Raw genomic sequence first — 17490 nt, 5'->3', positions numbered from 1 at the left:
TCTCTGGACAGGCCGCTTGAGGGGCGTAGTTTCACGGGAAACGGGCTCCTAGGGACAGGCGGGCGGGCTGATGCGTGACCAGCGGGTGAGGTCGGGCGAGATCGAGCTGGCCGTGCGGGTGCGGGGCGTGGAGAACCGGCCGACGGTCGTGCTCGTCCACGGCTACCCCGACACCGGCGCGATGTGGGACGAGGTCGCCGAGCGGCTCGCCGGGCGGTTCCGCGTCGTCGCCTACGACGTGCGAGGGGCCGGCGCGTCCGGCGCTCCCGCCGACCCGCTGGACTACCGGCTGGACGCGCTCATGGGCGACCTGGAGGCCGTCCTGGACGGCGTGGGCGCCGACGAGCCCGTCCACCTGGTGGGGCACGACTGGGGCTCGGTGCAGGGCTGGGAGGCCGTCATCGGGGACCGGCTGCGCGGCCGCATCGCCTCGTTCACCTCGATCTCCGGGCCGGACCGGCGGCACATGGCCCGCTGGGCCAGGGAGGCCGTCCGGTCCGGGCCGCGGGGCGTCGCGGAGGTGCTCGGGCAGGCGCGGCGCAGCGTCTACATGCCGGTCCTGATGGCGCCCCGGGCGGGCGAGGCCGCGGCCCGGGTGCTCGCGGCCGGGTTCGGCCGGACGATGCGGCTGCGCGAGGGCACCGAACCGCGCTCCGGGCATCCGGCCGGCACGCTGGCCGCGGACGCCCGCAACGGGCTCGGCCTGTACCGCGCCAACATGGGCCGCGCCGGCGCGGGCCGGGGCGCGGGCCGGGGCGAGGGCACGTCCGGGGACGGGCGGACGGACGTCCCCGTCCAGCTCATCGTCCCCGTCAAGGACCGCTACGGCTCGCAGTCGCTCCTGCTGTCCGCGCGCGGGCCCGTGGAGCGCCTGTACGTACGGCGCGCACCGGCCGGGCACTGGGTTGCGCGCAGCCATCCCGATCTCGTCGCCCGCTGGATCGGCGAGTTCGTGGAGCACATCGAGGGCGGGCCGGAGACCCCTGGCCTCGCCCACGCGCGCGCGGCAGGACGTCCCGGCAAGGACTTCGGCGGCGACCTCGTCGTCGTCACGGGGGCGGGCAGCGGGATCGGACGCGCCACCGCCCACGCCTTCGCCGCCGAAGGCGCCCGCGTGGTCGCGGCGGACATCGACGAAGGCGCCGCCAAGCGAACGGTCGATGAGATCCAGGCGGCCGGCGGCGAAGCGCACGTCTACGGGGTCGACGTGGCCGACGCCGAGGCGATGGAGCGGTTCGCCGACTACGTCCGGGACGTGTTCGGCGTGCCCGACATCGTGGTGAACAACGCGGGCATCGCCATCGCGGGCTCCTTGCTCGACACGTCCGAGGAGGAGTGGAACCGCATCCGCTCCATCAACCTGGACGGCATGTACCGGGGCTCCCGCCTGTTCGGCCGCCAGATGGTGGAACGCGGCGAGTGGGGCCACATCGTCAACCTCTCGTCGATGGCCGCCTACCTGCCCAGCCCGGAGATGCCCGCCTACGGCGCCACCAAGGCCGCCGTCCTGCAGATGACCGAGGGCCTCCGGCTCGACCTCGACCGCTACGGGATCGGCGTCTCGGCCATCTGCCCCGGGGTGATCGATACGCCCATCGTCGGCAGGACCCGTTTCGTCGGGTTGCCGCGCGGCGCGGAGACCGAGCTGCGCGAGCGGCTCGGGCGGGCGTCCGAGCGCCGGGGATTCGCGCCGGAGAAGGTCGCGCGGGCCATCCTGCGGGCCGTCCGGCAGGACAGGCCGGTGGTGCACGTGACCGCCGAGGCGCGCTTCGGCCGCGCGCTCTCCCGCGTGTCGCCCACCGCGAACAGGGCCCTGGCCCGCATCGGGCGCCGCGCCGGGGACCGCATCCTGGCGGGCCTCGAGCGGGACTGACTCAGGTCCGCATCAGGGTCTGCGAGGGCGTCTCCCCGAAGCGCTGCCGGTAGTGGGCGGCGAAACGGCTCATGTGGAGGTATCCGGCGGCCCCGGCGACGTCGGTGATGGTGCGGGGCCCGGGCCGGGCGACGGTGAGCGCGGCGCGGGCGCGGTCGAGCCGCACGCCGCGCAGGAGCTGCGTCGGCGTCAGGCCCCACTCGGTCTGGCAGACGGCCTGGAGCTGCCGGACGCCGAGCCCCACGGCCGCCGCGATGTCCGTGACCCCGATCGGGCGGTGGTGGTGCGCCTCGACCCACTCCCGGATGATCCCGGCCAGATGGTGGGGGACCCGGCCGGCGGGCTCCGCGAGGCTCGGCGTGCCCGTGTGCGGCAGGCCGAGGAGGACCGCCGTGAGCAGCGACTCCTCCAGGCTGCGCTCGGCCAGCGGATGGAGCCCGCCCTGCGCCGCCGCGTCGTCCAGGACGTCGCACACGTACCGCCAGGTGCGTTCGACGATCGAGGACGGCACGAGGCCCTGCTCGCCGGGGTCGTGGAAGCGCAGCGGCGCGGTGTGGTCGCGTCCGAGATGGGCGCCCAGATGGTCGGCGAGCCGCCCGGTGCTCGTCGCGATGACCAGGCAGCCGTCCGTCGGATGCGGCGTCATCCGCATCGCCTCGTCGTGCGAGAGGACGAGGCTGCCCCCGGCGGTCTCGCGGCGCTTGGAGGCCCGGTACTCGACGCCCATGGGCGCGATCGGCGCGCACATGGCGAAATGGCCTTCCGTGGGCGGTGTGTCGACGATGACGCCGCCGCCCCCGTACCGCACCCAGACGAGGTTCACCGATCCCACGCCGAGGGCGTTGACCAGGCCGTCCATCGGCACGTCGGGTTCGAGTGCCTGGAGGTCGTGGCCGACGGCGAACGGTTCGACCGTGTCGTGCAGGACTCCGATGTCCTTGCTGACGACGCGCCGATGGGCGGACAGGGGCGGCTTTGTCGCGGTTGAAGTCATCGTCCTGGTGGGGGAGCCGTTTCCTGATGGGCGACGGGCAGAACACCTCGGGCGCGCAGCCGCGGCATGACCTCGGCGGCGAAGTAGCCCAGTTCGTCAGCGTAATTGAGGAACGACAGAGCGATACCGTCGAATCCCGCACGAGCGAAGTCCGCGAGGCCGTCCGCGACGTCGTCGGGGTCGCCGACCAGCGGGCAGCTGCCGTGCCCGGCCGCGAACCTGTCCCGGTACACCTGGAGCATCTCCGGTGTGAACGACTGCGCGTGCAGCCCCTGCAGCCGCATCACCTCGTCGACGGCGGGCCAGTCGGCGTGCTCGTCGGCGTAGTAGTGCAGGAAGTCCTCGGCCTCCGCCCTCGTGGGGCGGCACACGACATGGCCGAGCGTGAAGACGCCGACCTCCCGGCCGTGGGAGGCGGCCTCGGTGCGGATGGCCTTCACGATCTCGGCCCCGTCCTCCGGGCCGCCGACGACCGTGAACGCCCGGTCGGCGTTGCGCGCGGCGAACGACCGCCCCTGCGCGGACGACCCGGCGTTGATGACGGGGAGGCTGTGCCCGTTGTACGGCTTGGGCCTGCCCACCACATGCTTGAGCTGGAAGAACCGCCCCTCGTGGTCGAACGGCTCGTCGCTCGTCCAGATGCGCCTGACGACGTCCCACCACTCCTGCGCGAGGGCGTAGCGCGTGTCGTGGTCGCCTGGCAGCGTGAGGCCGAACATCTCGTATTCGGGAGCGTGCCAACCGGCCACGATGTTCAGCCCGACCCGTCCCTTGCCGAGGTGGTCGGCGGTCGCGAGCTGCTTGGCCGCGACGACGGGATGGTGGAACGCGGTGTGGACGGTGGTGAACACGCGGAGCCGGCTCGTCTGGGCGAGGAGCCCGGACGCCCACACCAGCGGGTCGAGGGCGCTGCGGTGGAAGTCGGTGTCCGGCCCCCAGTCGGTCCAGCGCGCGACCGGGAGGAGGAAGTCGATGCCGACCTCGTCCGCGATCCGCGCGAGCCGCAGGTTCTCGTCCCAGGTCGCATGCCATCGCTCTGGTGCGGTCGTGATGGCGAGCCCTGATTCGGTGTTGGGGGAGAACAAACCGAGTTGGAAACCCATGCAGAACCTTTCCCGTCAAGCGTGTCCGGTGTCACCGGTCCGGTCGTCGCGCCCAGTATCCGAAGGCGTCACCGCGCTGGGCAACGCGGTGACATAGAGTGGCCGCCATGCAGGCGCGCGTCCTCACGTTCAACACCCTGTTCAAGGGCGAGGCCCGGGCCCGGATGGGTGTGCTGGCCGAAATGATCGAGCGGTCGGACTACGACGTCGTCTGCCTGCAGGAGGTCATCTCGTGGCGGGTCCTGAGCCTGCTGCGCCGCGCCGCGCCCTCGTATGCCCACGTCGCTTACGCGCCGCTCTTCCCGCTCGTGCGCGGCGGGCTGGTGACGCTCTCCCGCCATCCGGTGACCCGTCGCCACTTCGTGCCATACGTTCCGGCCCGTCCGGCCCGTCCCGAATGGCTGCTGGGCAAGGGCGCCCTGTTCACCCGGATCCGGCTCCCCGGCGGCCACCTGACCGTCGTGAACACCCACCTGTCGGCGAACCTCGACATGGACTGGTCCCCGTCCAACGTCTACACGCGGGTCGAGCAGGCGGAGCTGCGCCGGCTGGCGGCCGCCGTCGACCGGATCCCGAAGGCGGAGCCGCTGGTGGCGATGGGCGACTTCAACGTCCCCCGCGACTCCCCCTACTTCGCGGACTTCGTCTCGGCCACCGGGCTGCGGGACGCATTCGGCGGCGACACGGAACCGACCTTCCGCCCCGACTACGCGGAGATCGGCGCCATTGACCAGCTCCTGGTCAGGCCGGGGATGGAGGCGAAGACGCGCCTGGTCTTCAAGGAGAAGGTCAGGCTCCCCAGCGGCCGCTCGACCGTCCTGTCCGACCACTACGGGATCGAGGCCTCTCTCACCGCCGCGGCCACGGTCGGCTAGCCGTCCTTGCGGGCCACGGCCGTCCAGCCGGCGTCGGTGATGTACTCGCCGCCGTAGGGGCGCCATTCGTGCAGGCGGACGACGCCCGGGTCCAGGATGGTGAGGCCGTCGAGGAGCGCCGTCACCTGGTCGCGGGTCCTGGCCACCAGGCTCGCGCTCGCCGACTGCGCCCGGTAGGTCTCCCCGACCTGCACGTTGCGCTGCTCCTCCAGCGCCGCGTGGGACAGGATGACGTGGCTGCCCGCGGGCAGGGCGTCGGTGAAGCGCCGGACGAGCGCGGCCGGGTTCTCCTCGTCATGGAGGAAGTGCAGGACGGCGACGAACAGCACGCAGAGCGGACGCCGGAAATCGATCAGCGCGTGCACCTGCGGATCGTCCAGCACCGTGTCCGGCTCGCGCATGTCGGCCTGGACGATCGCGGTCAGTTCGTCCGTCGCGACCAGCGCCCGCGCGTGGACGGTCACCATCGGATCGTTGTCGACGTACACGACCCGCGCGCCGGGCCGCTCCTCCCGGGCGATCTCGTGCACGTTGCCCTGCGTTGGCAGGCCGGTGCCGATGTCCAGGAACTGGTCGATGCCGAGCCCGGCCACGTGGCGGACGGCGCGCTGGAGGAACGCGCGGTTCGCGCGGGCGACCCCCTCGACCGTGGGGAGCGCCTGCGCGACCGCCTCCGCCGCGGCGCGGTCCGAGGCGTAGTTGTCCTTGCCGCCCAGGAAGTAGTCGTACATGCGGGCCACGCTCGGTGTGCCGGTGTCGACACCGGGCACGGACGAGGCTTCCCCGGAATCCGCCATCCCGCCGCCACGACCTTCCCTAAACGGTCCAAATCATGATCATTCAGTCTACGCCGCCCGTGTCGCGCGGGGGCGGCCCGCGGACCGGCGGTTAGGCTGCCGGTATGTGCGAGACCGCCGGCGGGACGGGGGAGGCCGCGGCGTCGATGCCGCGCGAGGTGCGCGGGGCGGCGGTCGATCCCGTCGCGCTGGAGCCGGTCGACGAGGTCGAGATCCTCACCCTGGTCGACAACGTCTACGACGCCCTGCTGGGCGATGACGAGCGCACCCGCCGGGCGCGGGCCGGCGCGGGCGTCGTGGCCGCGCCGCAGTTCGAGGGCGGCCGCACCACCGCGGGGATGATCGCCGAGCACGGGTTCGCCGCGCTGGTCACGGTGCGCCGGGCCGGCCGCTCGACCACGCTGCTGTTCGACACCGGCCGGACGCCCGACGCGATGGTCACCAACGCCGACAGGCTCGGCGTCGACCTCGGCGACGTCCAGGGCGTCGTGCTCAGCCACGGCCACTTCGACCACACGGGCGGGCTGGCGGGGATGGCGGGCCTGCTCGGCGTGCGCTCGCTGCCGATGGTCCTGCATCCGCTGGTGTGGACGAGGCGCCGCCTCGCCGTCCCCGGCCGGGAGGTCGAGGAACTGCCGACGCTGAGCAAGCGGGCGCTGAACGGGGAGGGCTTCGAGGTCATCGAGCGTCGCGAGCCCTCGCTGCTGCTGGACGGCAGCGTCCTGATCACCGGCGAGGTGGACCGGACCACCGAGTTCGAGCACGGCATGCCGCCCCCGCACCAGGCCTGGACGGGCGCCGACTGGGTGCACGACCCGCTCGTCCTCGACGACCAGGCGCTCGTCGTCCACGTCCGGGGCCGCGGGCTGGTCGTGCTGACCGGCTGCGGCCACGCGGGCGCGATCAACATCGTCCGGCACGCGCAGCGCCTGACGGGGGTCGACGGGCTGTACGCGCTCGTCGGCGGGCTGCACCTCGGCGGCCCGGCCTTCGAACCGGTCATCCCGCCCACCGTCGCCGCCCTCACCGGCCTCGCGCCCGGACTCGTCGTCCCGGGCCACTGCACCGGCTGGCGCGCCCAGCACGCACTGGCCGCCGCCCTGCCCGACGCCTGGGTGCAGGGCAGCAGCGGGACCGCCTACCGCCTGAGCGCCGCCGCGTAGCGCGCCCGCCTCACGACGGCTTGCGGGCCTCGATGAGGGTGCGGGACGAGTGGGCCGTGAAAACGCCGTCGCGCCGGATCCGCGCGTCCAGTTCGCGCAGGCGGTCGTGGTGGCCGTCGACGGTGAAGCCGGGCACGATCCAGATCACCTTGCGCAGGAAGTAGACGACCGCGCCGATGTCGAAGAACTCCATGCGGAGCCGCTCCGAACGCAGGTCAGCGATGTCGAGCCCCGCGGTCCGGGCGTCGGCGCTCTCGACCTCCGGGTCCCGCGCACGGCGCGCCTCGGGCTGGGGTCCGAGGAAGAACTCGGTCAGCTCGAAGACGCTCGCCGGGCCGACGTGCTGGGCGAAGTAGGTCCCGCCCGGGGCGAGGACCCGCGCGATCTCGGCCCACCGGACCGTGGCCGGATGGCGGCTGACGACCAGGTCGAACGCCTCGTCGGCGAACGGGAGCGGCGGCTCGCCTGAGTCGGCGACGACGACGGCGCCCCTGGGGTGCAGGAGGCGGGTGGCCTTGGCGATGTTCGGCGGCCACGACTCGGTCGCCGCCATCGTGGGCGGGAACCGCCCGGCTCCCGCGAGCACCTCGCCGCCGCCGGTCTCGATGTCGAGCGCCGCCCGCGCGCGGCCAAGCCGCTCGCTCATCAGCCGCTGGTACCCCCAGGACGGGCGCTGCTCCGTCGCGCGGCCGTCCAGCCAGGAGAAGTCCCAGCCCGCCACGGAGACCGTCCCGGCCTCGGCGACCAGGTCCTCGAACGTCCGCTCCGTCATTTCGGAAGCCCCAGCATCGTCCGGCAGGGGGCGAGGCCCTCGATCGTGACCGGGACGGTGCGGTGCCGCTCCCAGTCCTCCCGGGTGAGCCGGTACCGCTGGTCGATCGTCATGGACCCGCGGACGACATGGCGGTCCACGCCGTTGGGGCGGTAGCCGAGCTTGCGCGACACCGCGTTCGAGGCGTGGCTGCCCTCGAAGGCGCTGGAGACGGCCTCCTCGGCGTCCAGGCCCGCGAAGGCCAGGTGCAGGACGGCCGCCCTCATCTCGGTGCCGATCCCCTTGCCCTGGTGGCGGCGGCCGAGCCACGAACCGGTCGCGACCTGCCGGAGGACGACGAGGTCCTGCGCCCACAGGGACTGCTGCCCGACGACTTCGCCCTCATGGAACACGGTGAGGTCGAGCTGCCATTTCTCGGGCGTCCACTCCGCGAGGTTCCTCCAGTGGTGCTGGACGACGCCGCGCGCGACCTCGGCGGGCGGACGGTCGGTCCACGGCACCAGGAACGGCATCGTCTCCGGGTCGTGGATGCCCTCGGCGGCGACGTCGGCCAGCGCGGCGAGTTCCTCGGGCGAAGGCAGGCGCAGCTCCAGCCGCGGCGTCGTCAGCCGCAGCCCGAGCGGCGGGAAATGATCGACCAGCATCCCCTCACCATGGCCCCTCCGGCCGCCTCCCGGCACCTGTTTTTGTCATTGCGGGGAAGGCGTTCGGTCACGAGGATGGCGGGCATGCCGACGTTCGCGGCCCCTGACGGAACCGAACTCGCGTACCGCCTCGTGGGAGCGGGTGAGCCGCTGGTGTGCGTGCCCGGCGGACCGATGCGCGCCTCCTCCTACCTGGGCGACCTCGGTGGCCTGGCGCGGCATCGCCGGCTCGTCCTGCTGGACCTGCGGGGGACGGGCGCCTCGGCCGTTCCCCGGGACAGGGCGACGTACCGGTGCGACCGGCAGGTCGGCGACGTCGAGGCGCTGCGCGAGCATCTCGGCTTGGAGCGCGTCGACGTTCTCGCGCACTCGGCGGGCGGGGACATCGCCGTGCTCTATGCCGCCCAATTCGCCCAGCGCGTCCGGAGGCTGGTCCTCGTCACGGCCCGTTTTCGTGCGCTGGGCATCGGTTTCACCGCCGAGCACCGGCGCGAGGCGGCGGTGAAGCGCCGGGCGGAGCCCTGGTTCGCCGCCGGCCGCGACGCCTTCGAGGCCGTTCTGGCGGGGACGGCGTCGGACGCCGACTGGGACGCCGCCGCGCCCTTCTTCTACGGGCGCTGGGATGCGGTCGCCCGGCACCACGCGGCTTCCGAGGTCGAAGAGACCAACGACGAGGCGGCGGATCTTTACGCGTCGCCCGGGGCCTTCGATCCCGCCGCGGCGCGCGCCGCGATCGCCGGGCTGGCGGCCCCGGCCCTCGTGCTCGCGGCCGAGCTCGACGGCGCCCCGCTGCCTCGCGTCGCCGCCCGGGCCGCGGAGCTGTTCCCGAACGCTGAATCGGTGGTCCAGCCGGGAGCCGGGCACTACCCGTGGCTGGACGATCCCGCTCGCTTCACGCGGACCGTCGCGGACTTCCTGGCCTGAGCGGCGGGTCAGAAGCCCAGGACGAGGAAGACGATGCCGGCGACGACGTGGGCGACGACGGTGACCGCCAGGGCGGCCACGAACAGGGCCTTGGCCGTGGGGTGGTCGAACTGGGAGCCGGGGCGCCCGCGCTGGGAGGACCTGCTCTCGGCCTGCTGTTCGAGCTCGTCCAGGGACGGCAGGAAGGACGGTCGCTTGAGGGCCATGGTGAGCGTCCTCCTAGGTCGGGGGCCTGTTCCACCATCTCCAACGCGCTGCGGGGCCGGTTCTAATCCGGGTTCCATGACCGCCCGGTCAGGACGTGCGGAGCGCCTTGATCGTGACCTTCTGACGCGGGGAGCCGTCCTTGCTGCCGTCGCCGACGCCCTTCTTGGCGACCTCGTCCACGATGCCGATGCCGGAGGTGACCCGGCCGAAGACCGTGTATGACGCGGGGAGGTTCGCGGTGTCGCCGTACAGGATGAAGAACTGGCTGCCGTTGGTGTTCGGGCCGGCGTTGGCCATGGCCACGGTGCCGCGCGTGTAACGCGCGGAGCTCAGGCTCTCGTCGTCGAACTGGTAAGCGGGACCGCCCTGCCCCGTCCCGGTCGGGTCGCCGCACTGGAGGACCTGGAGGCTCGGGTCCGTCGTCAGCCGGTGGCACGAGGTGCCGTCGTAGAACTTCTGGGCCGCGAGGTGGGCCAGGGAGTTCACCGTGCAAGGCGCCGTCCCGGCGTCCAGTGAGAGCTGGAGCGTGCCGAGGTTGGTCTGGATGGCGGCGCGCGACGGGACCGCCGCCGGGAGCCGGGTCGGCGGCTTCCCGACGTCCCTGTTGTTCGTGCCGGTCACGGTCCGGTATTCGCACGACCTGGACGGCGCCGACTGGGCGACCGGCGTCCTGCCGCCGCTCCCGCTGTCCTTGGCCTTGTCGTCGCCGTTGAGGAGGATCGCGGCGACGAGCCCGCCGGCCAGGATCACGGCCGCGGCGGCCGCTCCCGTGATGAGCAGCACCCGGCCGCCCCGTCCGGCCGGCCGCGGGCTCCCCGGGTGCGGGTAGCTCCCCGGCGACGGGGGCATGGGGGCCGCCGGCGGCCAGCCTCCGGCGCCCGGCGGCGCCGAGGACGGCTGCGGGGCGGGCGGGTGCGTCGGGGCCTGGTGCGCGGCGGCCGGCGGCGTCCAGTTCACGGCCTGCGGTGATGCGGCCGGTCGGGCGGCGGCCGAGGTGCCCTCCGCGAGGAGGTCGGCGTTCGGGCCGAGGCCGAGCAGCCGCTGCAGCACCTGGAGCGCGGTCGGGCGGGCCGCGGGTTCCTTCTCCAGGCAGGACGCGACGAGCGTCCGCAGGTCGCCGGTCAGCGCGCCCAGGTCGGGCTGCCCGTACAGGATCCGCTGCATGATGGCCGGCACCGAGTCGCTGCCGAACGGCGGGACGCCGTTCGCGGCGAACGCCATCGTGCAGCCCCACGCGAACATGTCCAGCGGTGCGCCGCCCGCGGACCCCGCGACCTGCTCGGGCGCCATGTAGGCGGGGGTGCCGACGGCGCCGGTCAGGGTGGCGGAGGTGGCCTCCAGCGGGCGCGCGACGCCGAAGTCGATGACCTTCGGGCCGTCCGGGCCGAGCAGCACGTTGGCCGGCTTGAAGTCGCGGTGGACGACGCCGGCCTCGTGGATGGCCGCGAGCGCGGTGGCGGTGCCGACCGCGAGCCTGACCAGCTCCTCCGGGGACGCCACGCCCTCCGCGAGGACCCGGTCGCGCAGCGACGGCCCGTCGATGTACTCGCTGGCGATGTAGGGGGTGTCGCCGTCGGCCTCCGCCGCGAGGACGCGGGCGGTGCAGAAGGGGGCGACGCTGCGGGCCGCCGCCAGCTCCCGGTCGAAGAGCGTGCGGGCCCGCTCGTCCCGTCCGATGTCGGCGTGCAGGAGCTTCACGGCGACCCGCCGCCCGGTCTCCGACTCGCCCAGGAAGACGACGCCCTGGGCGCCCTCGCCGACCCGGGCCGTCAGCCGGAACCCGCCGATCTCGCGGGGGTCGGTGGCGCGCAGCGGACGGGTCTCCGGCATTCAGAACCTCCACGACGAAGCGGAGAGAGCAGCCTATCCGCGGCCGCTCGCGTGCTCGGTCAGCTCCAGGTCGACGAAGGCGCCGATCATCGCCCGCCACACCGCCTCCGCGACCTCGGGCGAGAGCCCGGCGTCCGCGGCCCGTTCCCGCGCCAGCCGGACGACCTGCTCCACCCGGTCGGGCGCGCGGACGGCCTGCTCGTCGCGCTTGAAGGCGGCGGCCGCGCGCACCAGTTCCTCGCGTTCGGCGAGCAGGCGGACGAGGCGCCCGTCGATGGCGTCGATCCGCGCACGCACGTCCGCGAGGTTCTCAGGAGGCTCCATGCGCATCAGCATGCCGCAAAGCGGTCACGGGGAGAGGCGCAGCAGCAGGGCCAGGAGGGTGGCGCGGTCGTCCTCCGGCAGGGGCGCGAAGAGCTCGGCCAGGGCCTCGTCGACGATCTGCCGGCCGGTGCCGAGGAGCTTCTCACCGGCGGGGGTGAGGTGGTGCTCCACGCTGCGGTGGCGGCCCGGGCGCCGGTCGATGAGCCCCTGGGCGGCCAGGCGCCCGGCGAGCGTCCCGAACGCCTGCTCGCTCTGGAACGTCTCCGCCGCGAGGGCGCGCGCGGACGCCCCGGGGGCGCGGCTGATCGCACGCAGCGCGTCCCACTGGGCGGGCGTCGTGCCGGCGGCGGCGAGGCGGCCGTCGAGCGCACGGTGCTGCCGGTGGTGGGCCTGCCTGACCGCTCTTCCGAGTTCCTGCACTTCGACGGGCATACACCAAGGGTAGAAGCGGTCGCCCGGCGGGCCCGTCAGCGACCCTTGGACGACGCGATGAGGTCGCGGTACCAGCCGTAGGACGCCTTCGGCGTGCGCTTCTGCGTCTCGTAGTCGACGTGGACGAGCCCGAAGCGCGGGTGGTAGCCCTCCGCCCATTCGAAGTTGTCCAGGAGCGACCAGGTGAAGTAGCCGCGGATGTCCACGCCCTCCTCGACGGCGGCCCGCACGGCCGCGATGTGGGCGTCCAGGAACTCGATGCGGGACGTGTCGTCCACGGTGCCGTCCGGGCCGGGCTCGTCGGCGAACGAGCATCCGTTCTCGGTGATGTAGAGCGGCGGCAGGTCGTAGCGGGAGTCGAGGGTGCGCAGCAGCGACAGGAAGGCGTCCGGCACGATCGGCCAGCCCATCCCCGTCGTCGGGTACTCGGTGATGTCCACGATGTCGAACGGCAGCGGGCCCTCGGCCGGGGTCGCGAGCCGCGTCGGCTGGTAGTAGTTCACCCCCAGGAAGTCGAGGGGCGAGGCGATGACCGACATGTCCTCGGAGCGGATGAACGGCGCGTCCCCCATCAGGTCCGGGTAGGCGCCGAGCAGGACGGGGTCGGTGAACAGCCGGTTCATGAAGGCGTCGAAGGCGTCGGCCGCGGGCTGGTCGGCGGGGGACGCGGCCCAGGCCGGTGAGTAGTGGTTGGTCAGCCCGACCGAGCGGGCGCCCCGGCTGCGCAGGGCGTTGACGGCGAGGCCGTGGCCGAGGAGCTGGTGGTGCGCCGTGGGCAGCGCGTCGAGCAGGAGCGCCCGGCCGGGGGCGTAGACGCCGAACGCGTAGCCGTAGGCGGTGACGACCACGGGCTCGTTCAGGGTTATCCACATGTCGACGCGGTCGGCGAGGCGCTCGGCCGCCAGGTAGGAGAATTCGGCGAACCGGTAGGCGGTGTCGCGCACCATCCAGCCGCCGGCGTCCTCGAGCGGCTGCGGGAGGTCCCAGTGGTAGAGGGTCGCGGCGGGGGCGATGCCGGCGGCGAGCAGGCCGTCCACGAGCCGGTCGTAGAAGTCGAGGCCCTTCGCGTTGACGGCGCCGCTCCCGGAGGGCTGCACGCGCGGCCACGCGATGGAGAACCGGTAGGCGTCGACGCCGAGGCCCGCCATCAGCGCGACGTCCTGGGGCCACCGGTGGTAGTGGTCGCAGGCGACGTCGCCGGTGTGGCCGTCGCGGGTCCGCCCCGGCGTGTGGGAGAACGTGTCCCAGGTGGACGGGCCCCGCCCGTCCTCGTCGACCGCCCCTTCGATCTGGTAGGCGGCGGTGGCGACGCCCCAGCGGAAGCCCTCTGGAAGACCCATCCGCGTTCCCCTCCCCGACGGTCTGTCCGAAATGCGAATAGTATTCGGATATTAGTGGCGGGGTGGTGCGGACGGAAGACTCCTGTGGCCCCGGAGGTACGGCAGGCTGCGCATGCTCTGCACCGGTCCGTTCGGGGGACAATGGCGGGGTGACCGAGATCCGAACGCCGCTCCGCCGCCGCCCGGCCCAGCGCCGCAGCGCCGAACGCGTCCAGCGGATGCTGGACGCCTGCGCCGAGATCCTGGACGAGGACGGCTACGACGGCCTGACCACCACGCGCATCGCCCAGCGCGCCGAGGTGGCCATCGGCTCGGTGTACCAGTTCTTCCCCGACAAGCGCGCCGTCGCGCAGGCGCTCGCGCTGCGCAACCTGGAGGAGTTCGGCGACCGCATCTCCGCGCGGCTCGCCGGGGGGCGGTTCGCCGACTGGTCCGACACGGTCGGCGCGATCATCGAGATCTTCGTGGAGATGCACCGGACCGTGCCCGGCTTCCGGGTGCTGCGCTTCGGCGACGTCGCCGACGTCAACCTGCTCGACTCCGACGCCGACAACAACGCGGTGGTCGCCGACCGGCTCCGCAGGATGATCGTGGACACCTTCGGCGTCCAGGACACCCCCGGCCTCGCCACCGCGCTCGCCATCTCGGTCGAGGCGGGCGACGCCGTGCTGAAGATGGCGTTCCGCCGCAGCCCGGACGGCGACCCGGAGATCGTCGCCGAGGCCGAGCGGCTGATCCACGGCTACCTCGCCGCCCACATCCAGGAGTCCTGAACCGGGCACCGCGCGCATCCGGGAAACGTCGGTTGAAAGGGACTCGCTATGGCAGACTCCCCTCCGCAAACCGACACGGAACGGGTGAGTTCGCTGGACGAGGAAAGACTCCAGGCGCAGCGCAGGCTGCTGATCCGGCAGCGGGTGCGCCTGATGGTGAACCAGTACGAGGTGCACGCGGAGGGGCCCGGCGGCGAGGAGGGCGAGCTGCTCGCCTTCGCGCAGCAGAAGCGGCTGGCGTTCAAGGAGCAGGTCACCCTGTACTCGGACGACTCCAAGACGCGCCCGATCCTCGGGTTCAAGGCGCGCAAGCGCATCGACCTGGCGTCGGCGTACGACATCACGGACGCGCACGGGCAGCCGATCGGGGTCTTCCGCAAGGACTTCAAGAAGTCGCTGATCGCCTCCACCTGGCACCTCGAGCAGCCGGGCCTCGGCGTGACGACCGGCAGCGAGCGCAACAAGTTCGTGGCCGTGCTGCGGCGGGTCTGGAACTTCATCCCGTACGTGGAGAACCTGCCGTTCGCCTGGCCGTACCACTTCGACTTCTACGCCGGCGACCAGGTGGTCTTCAGCGTCGACAAGAAGTTCGGCTTCCGCGACCGCTACGTCATCGAGATCAACGATCCGCGCATCGACCGCCGGCTCGTCATCGCCCAGGCCGTCGGCCTGGACGCCCTCCAGTCGCGCTGACCCGGGACCCTTCCGCCCGCACCCTCTCACGGGGGTCGCGGGCGGCTGTGTTCGGTGGCGCTTCCGTGACGGATTCCGCCGACTCCCTGGCCTCCGCGCGCTTTACATGTTACGAAGTCATGTAAAGCCATGGGCGGTGCACACCCGCGTCGCGATCGTGCGGCGTCACCCCTGGAGGAGGATCCCCCCGTGAGTTCCTACGACCTCTACGCCACGCCTGTCCCCACGGACACGTGGAACGTCCCGATGGCGGGCGACACCCGCTTCACCTGGGAGTACGACGAAGGCCGCGACCGGCTGCTGAACCTGTACCAGAAGGGCAAGGACAAGCAGTGGGACGCGCAGAAGCGCATCGACTGGGACCTTGAGGTCGATCCGATCAACGTCGCCGGCCTGCCGGAGAACTTCAACCCGCTGTTCGGGTCCGACATCTGGGAGAAGATGTCCCAGAAGGAGCGGGACGAGTTCGGCCGCCACCAGGGCTCCTGGCTGTTCAGCCAGTTCCTGCACGGCGAGCAGGGCGCGCTGAACGTGTCGGCGCGCATCGTCCAGTCCGTTCCGGACCTGGACTCGAAGTTCTACGCCGCCACCCAGACCATGGACGAGGCGCGGCACGTCGAGCTGTACGGGAAGTTCGTGCACGAGAAGATCGGCATGTACTACCCGATCAACCAGGACCTGGCGAAGCTGCTCGCCGAGTCGCTGGAGGACAGCCGCTGGGACCTGCCCTACCTCGGCATGCAGGTCCTCATCGAGGGCCTCGCCCTCGCCGCGTTCGGGCTGTACCGCGACATGTCGACCAACCCGCTGGTCAAGCAGCTCCTCGCGTACGTCATGCAGGACGAGGCGCGCCACGTCGCCTTCGGGCGGCTCGCGCTCAAGGACTACTACGCCGAGCTCACCGACAAGGAGCGGGCGGAGCGGCAGGAGTTCGTCGTCGAGGGCTGCTACCTGATGCGCGACCGCTTCAAGGGCCGCGAGGTCTTCGAGCAGCTCGACATGCCGGTGGAACGGTGCATGGAGTACGTCGACAACTCCGACATGTTCACGCTTTACCAGTCGCTGCTCTTCAGCCGCATCGTCCCGTGCGTCCGGGACGTCGGGCTGTGGGGCGACAAGGTGCAGGCCGCCTACGCGGACATGGGCGTCCTCGACAACGCCAAGGCCGACCTGGAGGCCCTCATGAGGCAGGACGAGGAGATCGCCGAGAAGGTCGACGAGGAGCGCTACGCGGCGGAACTCGCCGCCCGCAAGGACGAGGTCGACGAGGCCATCTCCCTCGGCGCGGCCGAGTAGCCCGCGAGCCCGCCAGGCGGGGGTGCCCTTCGGGGCGCCCCCGTTCTGTTTTGTCGAGAATTGTCGGCATTTGCTGATTCGTGCGATGTCGGTGATCACTTCATGGAGATCCTTCGGTTTTCCCCAAGTCATTTTCGAATCGGCCGTGCGCGCCACCGGGGTGTACTAGCCTCCCCGCTCGACGGTGCGCCGGGATTCATCGCCTTCTCGGCCGCACACCGCATGTGCAGGGTCAATCCGAAAACCCCGGGGGAAAAGAATGAACCGCTCAGCCAGAAGCCTGCTCGGAGCAACCGTCCTCGGCTCGTTCGTCGCCGCGCTCGCGGTGGCGGCCGCGCCCACGGACGCCGTACCCGCGAAGGCGGCGCCGAGCGCGGCGATCGGCCCGTCCACGCGGCTCCTCTACGAGGCCGCCGCGGCGGGCAACGGCGTCATGCGGACGCTCCCCGCCCCGGTCACCGGGGCGGCCGGCCGAGTCGCCGAGGTCGGCACCGGCGCCGCCGACGGAGTGCTCCGGGCCGCCCCGGCGGGCCAGGAGCTGCGCACCGCTCGCGACCGCCACGCGGGGACGGAGCTGCCCGTCCCGTCCGGGGGGACGGGCGACCTCACGGGGACGCTGCTCGGCGACCTCGGCAAGGGCCTGCCCATCGGCGGTCTCGGCAAGGGCCTGACCGGCGGCAAGCTCCTGCGCACCGGCAAGCCGGCCGACGCCGCGGGGCCGGTCCTGCCGAACGCCCGGGCCGCCGAGGCGCCCATCAGCATGGCCGATCCGGGGACGCTGCCGGGGCTGCCGAGCCTGCCGTCCCTTCTCGGCTCCGTGAGCCCCGGCGGCCTGCCGGCCCGCCAGGTGCTCGCGCCGAACGCCCGGCACGCCGCGGGGACGCCCTCCGGCGACCTGCTCGGCCAGGTCGAGGGCGCCGTGGCCAAGGCCGGCGGTCTCGGCCGGACCGAAGGCAGCGTGGTGGACGTCCTGAAAGCGCGGGAGCGGTCCGGCGGGACGGCGGACGGCCCGCTGTCCATGCCGGACGCGTCCGCGCTCGGCCTGCCGAAGGTGGGGTCGCTGACGAAGGCGCCGGGCATTCCCCTGGTGTCCGGGCAGGGCTGATCGCGCAGCCTGTCGTCCCAGGTCACGGGGCGGTCCGGAGAGGGACCATCTCCCTCCGGACCGCCCCGTTCCGTTGTGCCGGACCTTTTGTTATCCGTCCGAGATAAGCGGTATACACGGAGTAAAGACGATCTTGAAATGCGGTCACTCTGCGAAGTTGATCAGCTTCGCAGAGCAAAAGGTGAGGTGACAAAGCCCACAAACCCCGGCTCTACGTCTTGATCTGCCGGGGACACAACGTACGGTCGGGGACTTGTGCGGCTCTTCAGCAATGAAAAGTGAAGATGCCTTTCCAGCCGCACCTGCCGGACGCCGATCCGCGAGGAAGCGGACGCGCCTGAGAAA

At 72.4% G+C, this 17490-nt stretch carries 18 protein-coding genes; 8 read left to right on the top strand and 10 right to left on the bottom strand.

Features of this window, described 5'->3' with window-relative positions; all coding sequences use genetic code 11:
- Window positions 1–70: 70 nt before the first annotated feature.
- A complete protein-coding gene (locus AB0C21_RS07615) occupies window positions 71–1873 on the top strand; it encodes an SDR family oxidoreductase (RefSeq protein WP_500203229.1) in 1803 nt (600 codons plus the stop codon).
- 1 nt (window position 1874) lies between these two features.
- Here AB0C21_RS07615 and AB0C21_RS07610 read toward each other — a convergent pair whose 3' ends face one another.
- The gene (locus AB0C21_RS07610; RefSeq protein WP_500203228.1) at window positions 1875–2867 is read right to left on the bottom strand and encodes an AraC family transcriptional regulator; all 993 of its coding nucleotides are present in this window, start codon (window positions 2865–2867) and stop codon (window positions 1875–1877) included.
- Window positions 2864–3970 carry an LLM class flavin-dependent oxidoreductase gene (locus tag AB0C21_RS07605; protein WP_500203227.1) on the bottom strand — a complete coding sequence of 369 codons (1107 nt, stop codon included), beginning with the start codon at window positions 3968–3970 and terminating at the stop codon, window positions 2864–2866. The genes AB0C21_RS07610 and AB0C21_RS07605 overlap by 4 nt, the downstream gene beginning before the upstream one ends.
- A gap of 107 nt (window positions 3971–4077) precedes the next feature.
- On the opposite strand from AB0C21_RS07605, the gene AB0C21_RS07600 reads away from it, so the two are divergent.
- Complete coding sequence (locus AB0C21_RS07600) at window positions 4078–4845, top strand: endonuclease/exonuclease/phosphatase family protein (protein WP_500203226.1); 768 nt, start codon at window positions 4078–4080, stop codon at window positions 4843–4845.
- On the opposite strand, the gene AB0C21_RS07595 is transcribed toward AB0C21_RS07600, so the two are convergent.
- Window positions 4842–5615 carry an SAM-dependent methyltransferase gene (locus AB0C21_RS07595; RefSeq protein ID WP_500203225.1) on the bottom strand — a complete coding sequence of 258 codons (774 nt, stop codon included), beginning with the start codon at window positions 5613–5615 and terminating at the stop codon, window positions 4842–4844. The genes AB0C21_RS07600 and AB0C21_RS07595 overlap by 4 nt on opposite strands.
- 131 nt (window positions 5616–5746) lie before the next feature.
- On the opposite strand from AB0C21_RS07595, the gene AB0C21_RS07590 reads away from it, so the two are divergent.
- Window positions 5747–6805: an MBL fold metallo-hydrolase gene (locus AB0C21_RS07590; RefSeq protein WP_500203224.1), complete on the top strand. Its 1059-nt coding sequence runs from the start codon at window positions 5747–5749 to the stop codon at window positions 6803–6805.
- Window positions 6806–6815: 10 nt separating this feature from the next.
- Here the strand turns inward: AB0C21_RS07590 and AB0C21_RS07585 are convergent, their stop codons facing one another.
- Window positions 6816–7577, bottom strand: coding sequence for a class I SAM-dependent methyltransferase (locus tag AB0C21_RS07585; protein WP_500203223.1), 762 nt, complete (start codon window positions 7575–7577; stop codon window positions 6816–6818).
- Complete coding sequence (locus AB0C21_RS07580) at window positions 7574–8221, bottom strand: GNAT family N-acetyltransferase (RefSeq protein WP_500203222.1); 648 nt, start codon at window positions 8219–8221, stop codon at window positions 7574–7576. Before AB0C21_RS07580 ends, AB0C21_RS07585 begins: the two co-directional genes overlap by 4 nt.
- 84 nt (window positions 8222–8305) lie before the next feature.
- Between AB0C21_RS07580 and AB0C21_RS07575 the strand changes: the two genes are divergently transcribed.
- The gene (locus AB0C21_RS07575) at window positions 8306–9145 is read left to right on the top strand and encodes an alpha/beta fold hydrolase (protein ID WP_500203221.1); all 840 of its coding nucleotides are present in this window, start codon (window positions 8306–8308) and stop codon (window positions 9143–9145) included.
- An 8-nt stretch (window positions 9146–9153) separates the two neighbouring features.
- Here the strand turns inward: AB0C21_RS07575 and AB0C21_RS07570 are convergent, their stop codons facing one another.
- The 5 genes from AB0C21_RS07570 to AB0C21_RS07550 form a co-directional block, all read right to left on the bottom strand.
- A complete protein-coding gene (locus AB0C21_RS07570) occupies window positions 9154–9351 on the bottom strand; it encodes a hypothetical protein (RefSeq protein WP_149260084.1) in 198 nt (65 codons plus the stop codon).
- Between the two features lie 88 nt (window positions 9352–9439).
- Complete coding sequence (locus AB0C21_RS07565; protein WP_500203220.1) at window positions 9440–11182, bottom strand: protein kinase domain-containing protein; 1743 nt, start codon at window positions 11180–11182, stop codon at window positions 9440–9442.
- Between the two features lie 33 nt (window positions 11183–11215).
- Window positions 11216–11506, bottom strand: coding sequence for a chorismate mutase (locus tag AB0C21_RS07560; protein WP_500203219.1), 291 nt, complete (start codon window positions 11504–11506; stop codon window positions 11216–11218).
- Between the two features lie 24 nt (window positions 11507–11530).
- A complete protein-coding gene (locus AB0C21_RS07555) occupies window positions 11531–11938 on the bottom strand; it encodes a MarR family winged helix-turn-helix transcriptional regulator (RefSeq protein WP_149260081.1) in 408 nt (135 codons plus the stop codon).
- 35 nt (window positions 11939–11973) lie between these two features.
- The gene (locus tag AB0C21_RS07550) at window positions 11974–13278 is read right to left on the bottom strand and encodes a GH1 family beta-glucosidase (protein ID WP_500203218.1); all 1305 of its coding nucleotides are present in this window, start codon (window positions 13276–13278) and stop codon (window positions 11974–11976) included.
- Window positions 13279–13427: 149 nt separating this feature from the next.
- Here AB0C21_RS07550 and AB0C21_RS07545 point away from each other — a divergent pair, with 149 nt between their 5' ends.
- The 4 genes from AB0C21_RS07545 (at window position 13428) to AB0C21_RS07530 (ending at window position 17145) form a co-directional block, all read left to right on the top strand.
- A complete protein-coding gene (locus AB0C21_RS07545) occupies window positions 13428–14051 on the top strand; it encodes a TetR/AcrR family transcriptional regulator (RefSeq protein ID WP_149260079.1) in 624 nt (207 codons plus the stop codon).
- 84 nt (window positions 14052–14135) lie between these two features.
- Window positions 14136–14744 (top strand): LURP-one-related family protein, encoded by a 609-nt coding sequence (locus tag AB0C21_RS07540; protein ID WP_500203217.1) that lies wholly within the window; start codon window positions 14136–14138, stop codon window positions 14742–14744.
- A gap of 189 nt (window positions 14745–14933) precedes the next feature.
- The gene (locus AB0C21_RS07535; RefSeq protein WP_500203216.1) at window positions 14934–16040 is read left to right on the top strand and encodes a ferritin-like domain-containing protein; all 1107 of its coding nucleotides are present in this window, start codon (window positions 14934–14936) and stop codon (window positions 16038–16040) included.
- 259 nt (window positions 16041–16299) lie between these two features.
- Window positions 16300–17145 carry a hypothetical protein gene (locus AB0C21_RS07530; RefSeq protein WP_500203215.1) on the top strand — a complete coding sequence of 282 codons (846 nt, stop codon included), beginning with the start codon at window positions 16300–16302 and terminating at the stop codon, window positions 17143–17145.
- Window positions 17146–17490: the final 345 nt, after the last annotated feature.

This window comes from Spirillospora sp. NPDC049024 (assembly GCF_040649235.1).
GTDB lineage: Bacteria > Actinomycetota > Actinomycetes > Streptosporangiales > Streptosporangiaceae > Spirillospora.
This window is presented reverse-complemented; position numbering and strand designations above follow the sequence as displayed.

What these genes read in the sequence shown, in the direction of transcription:
- AB0C21_RS07570 (WP_149260084.1), bottom strand. Translation starts at nt 9,351, where the DNA reads ATGGCCCTCAAGCGACCGTCCTTCCTGCCGTCCCTGGACGAGCTCGAA.
- AB0C21_RS07605 (WP_500203227.1), bottom strand. Translation starts at nt 3,970, where the DNA reads ATGGGTTTCCAACTCGGTTTGTTCTCCCCCAACACCGAATCAGGGCTC.
- AB0C21_RS07530 (WP_500203215.1), top strand. Translation starts at nt 16,300, where the DNA reads ATGAACCGCTCAGCCAGAAGCCTGCTCGGAGCAACCGTCCTCGGCTCG.
- AB0C21_RS07590 (WP_500203224.1), top strand. Translation starts at nt 5,747, where the DNA reads ATGTGCGAGACCGCCGGCGGGACGGGGGAGGCCGCGGCGTCGATGCCG.
- AB0C21_RS07615 (WP_500203229.1), top strand. Translation starts at nt 71, where the DNA reads ATGCGTGACCAGCGGGTGAGGTCGGGCGAGATCGAGCTGGCCGTGCGG.
- AB0C21_RS07555 (WP_149260081.1), bottom strand. Translation starts at nt 11,938, where the DNA reads ATGCCCGTCGAAGTGCAGGAACTCGGAAGAGCGGTCAGGCAGGCCCAC.
- AB0C21_RS07585 (WP_500203223.1), bottom strand. Translation starts at nt 7,577, where the DNA reads ATGACGGAGCGGACGTTCGAGGACCTGGTCGCCGAGGCCGGGACGGTC.
- AB0C21_RS07550 (WP_500203218.1), bottom strand. Translation starts at nt 13,278, where the DNA reads ATGGGTCTTCCAGAGGGCTTCCGCTGGGGCGTCGCCACCGCCGCCTAC.
- AB0C21_RS07575 (WP_500203221.1), top strand. Translation starts at nt 8,306, where the DNA reads ATGCCGACGTTCGCGGCCCCTGACGGAACCGAACTCGCGTACCGCCTC.
- AB0C21_RS07610 (WP_500203228.1), bottom strand. Translation starts at nt 2,867, where the DNA reads ATGACTTCAACCGCGACAAAGCCGCCCCTGTCCGCCCATCGGCGCGTC.
- AB0C21_RS07565 (WP_500203220.1), bottom strand. Translation starts at nt 11,182, where the DNA reads ATGCCGGAGACCCGTCCGCTGCGCGCCACCGACCCCCGCGAGATCGGC.
- AB0C21_RS07600 (WP_500203226.1), top strand. Translation starts at nt 4,078, where the DNA reads ATGCAGGCGCGCGTCCTCACGTTCAACACCCTGTTCAAGGGCGAGGCC.
- AB0C21_RS07560 (WP_500203219.1), bottom strand. Translation starts at nt 11,506, where the DNA reads ATGGAGCCTCCTGAGAACCTCGCGGACGTGCGTGCGCGGATCGACGCC.
- AB0C21_RS07580 (WP_500203222.1), bottom strand. Translation starts at nt 8,221, where the DNA reads ATGCTGGTCGATCATTTCCCGCCGCTCGGGCTGCGGCTGACGACGCCG.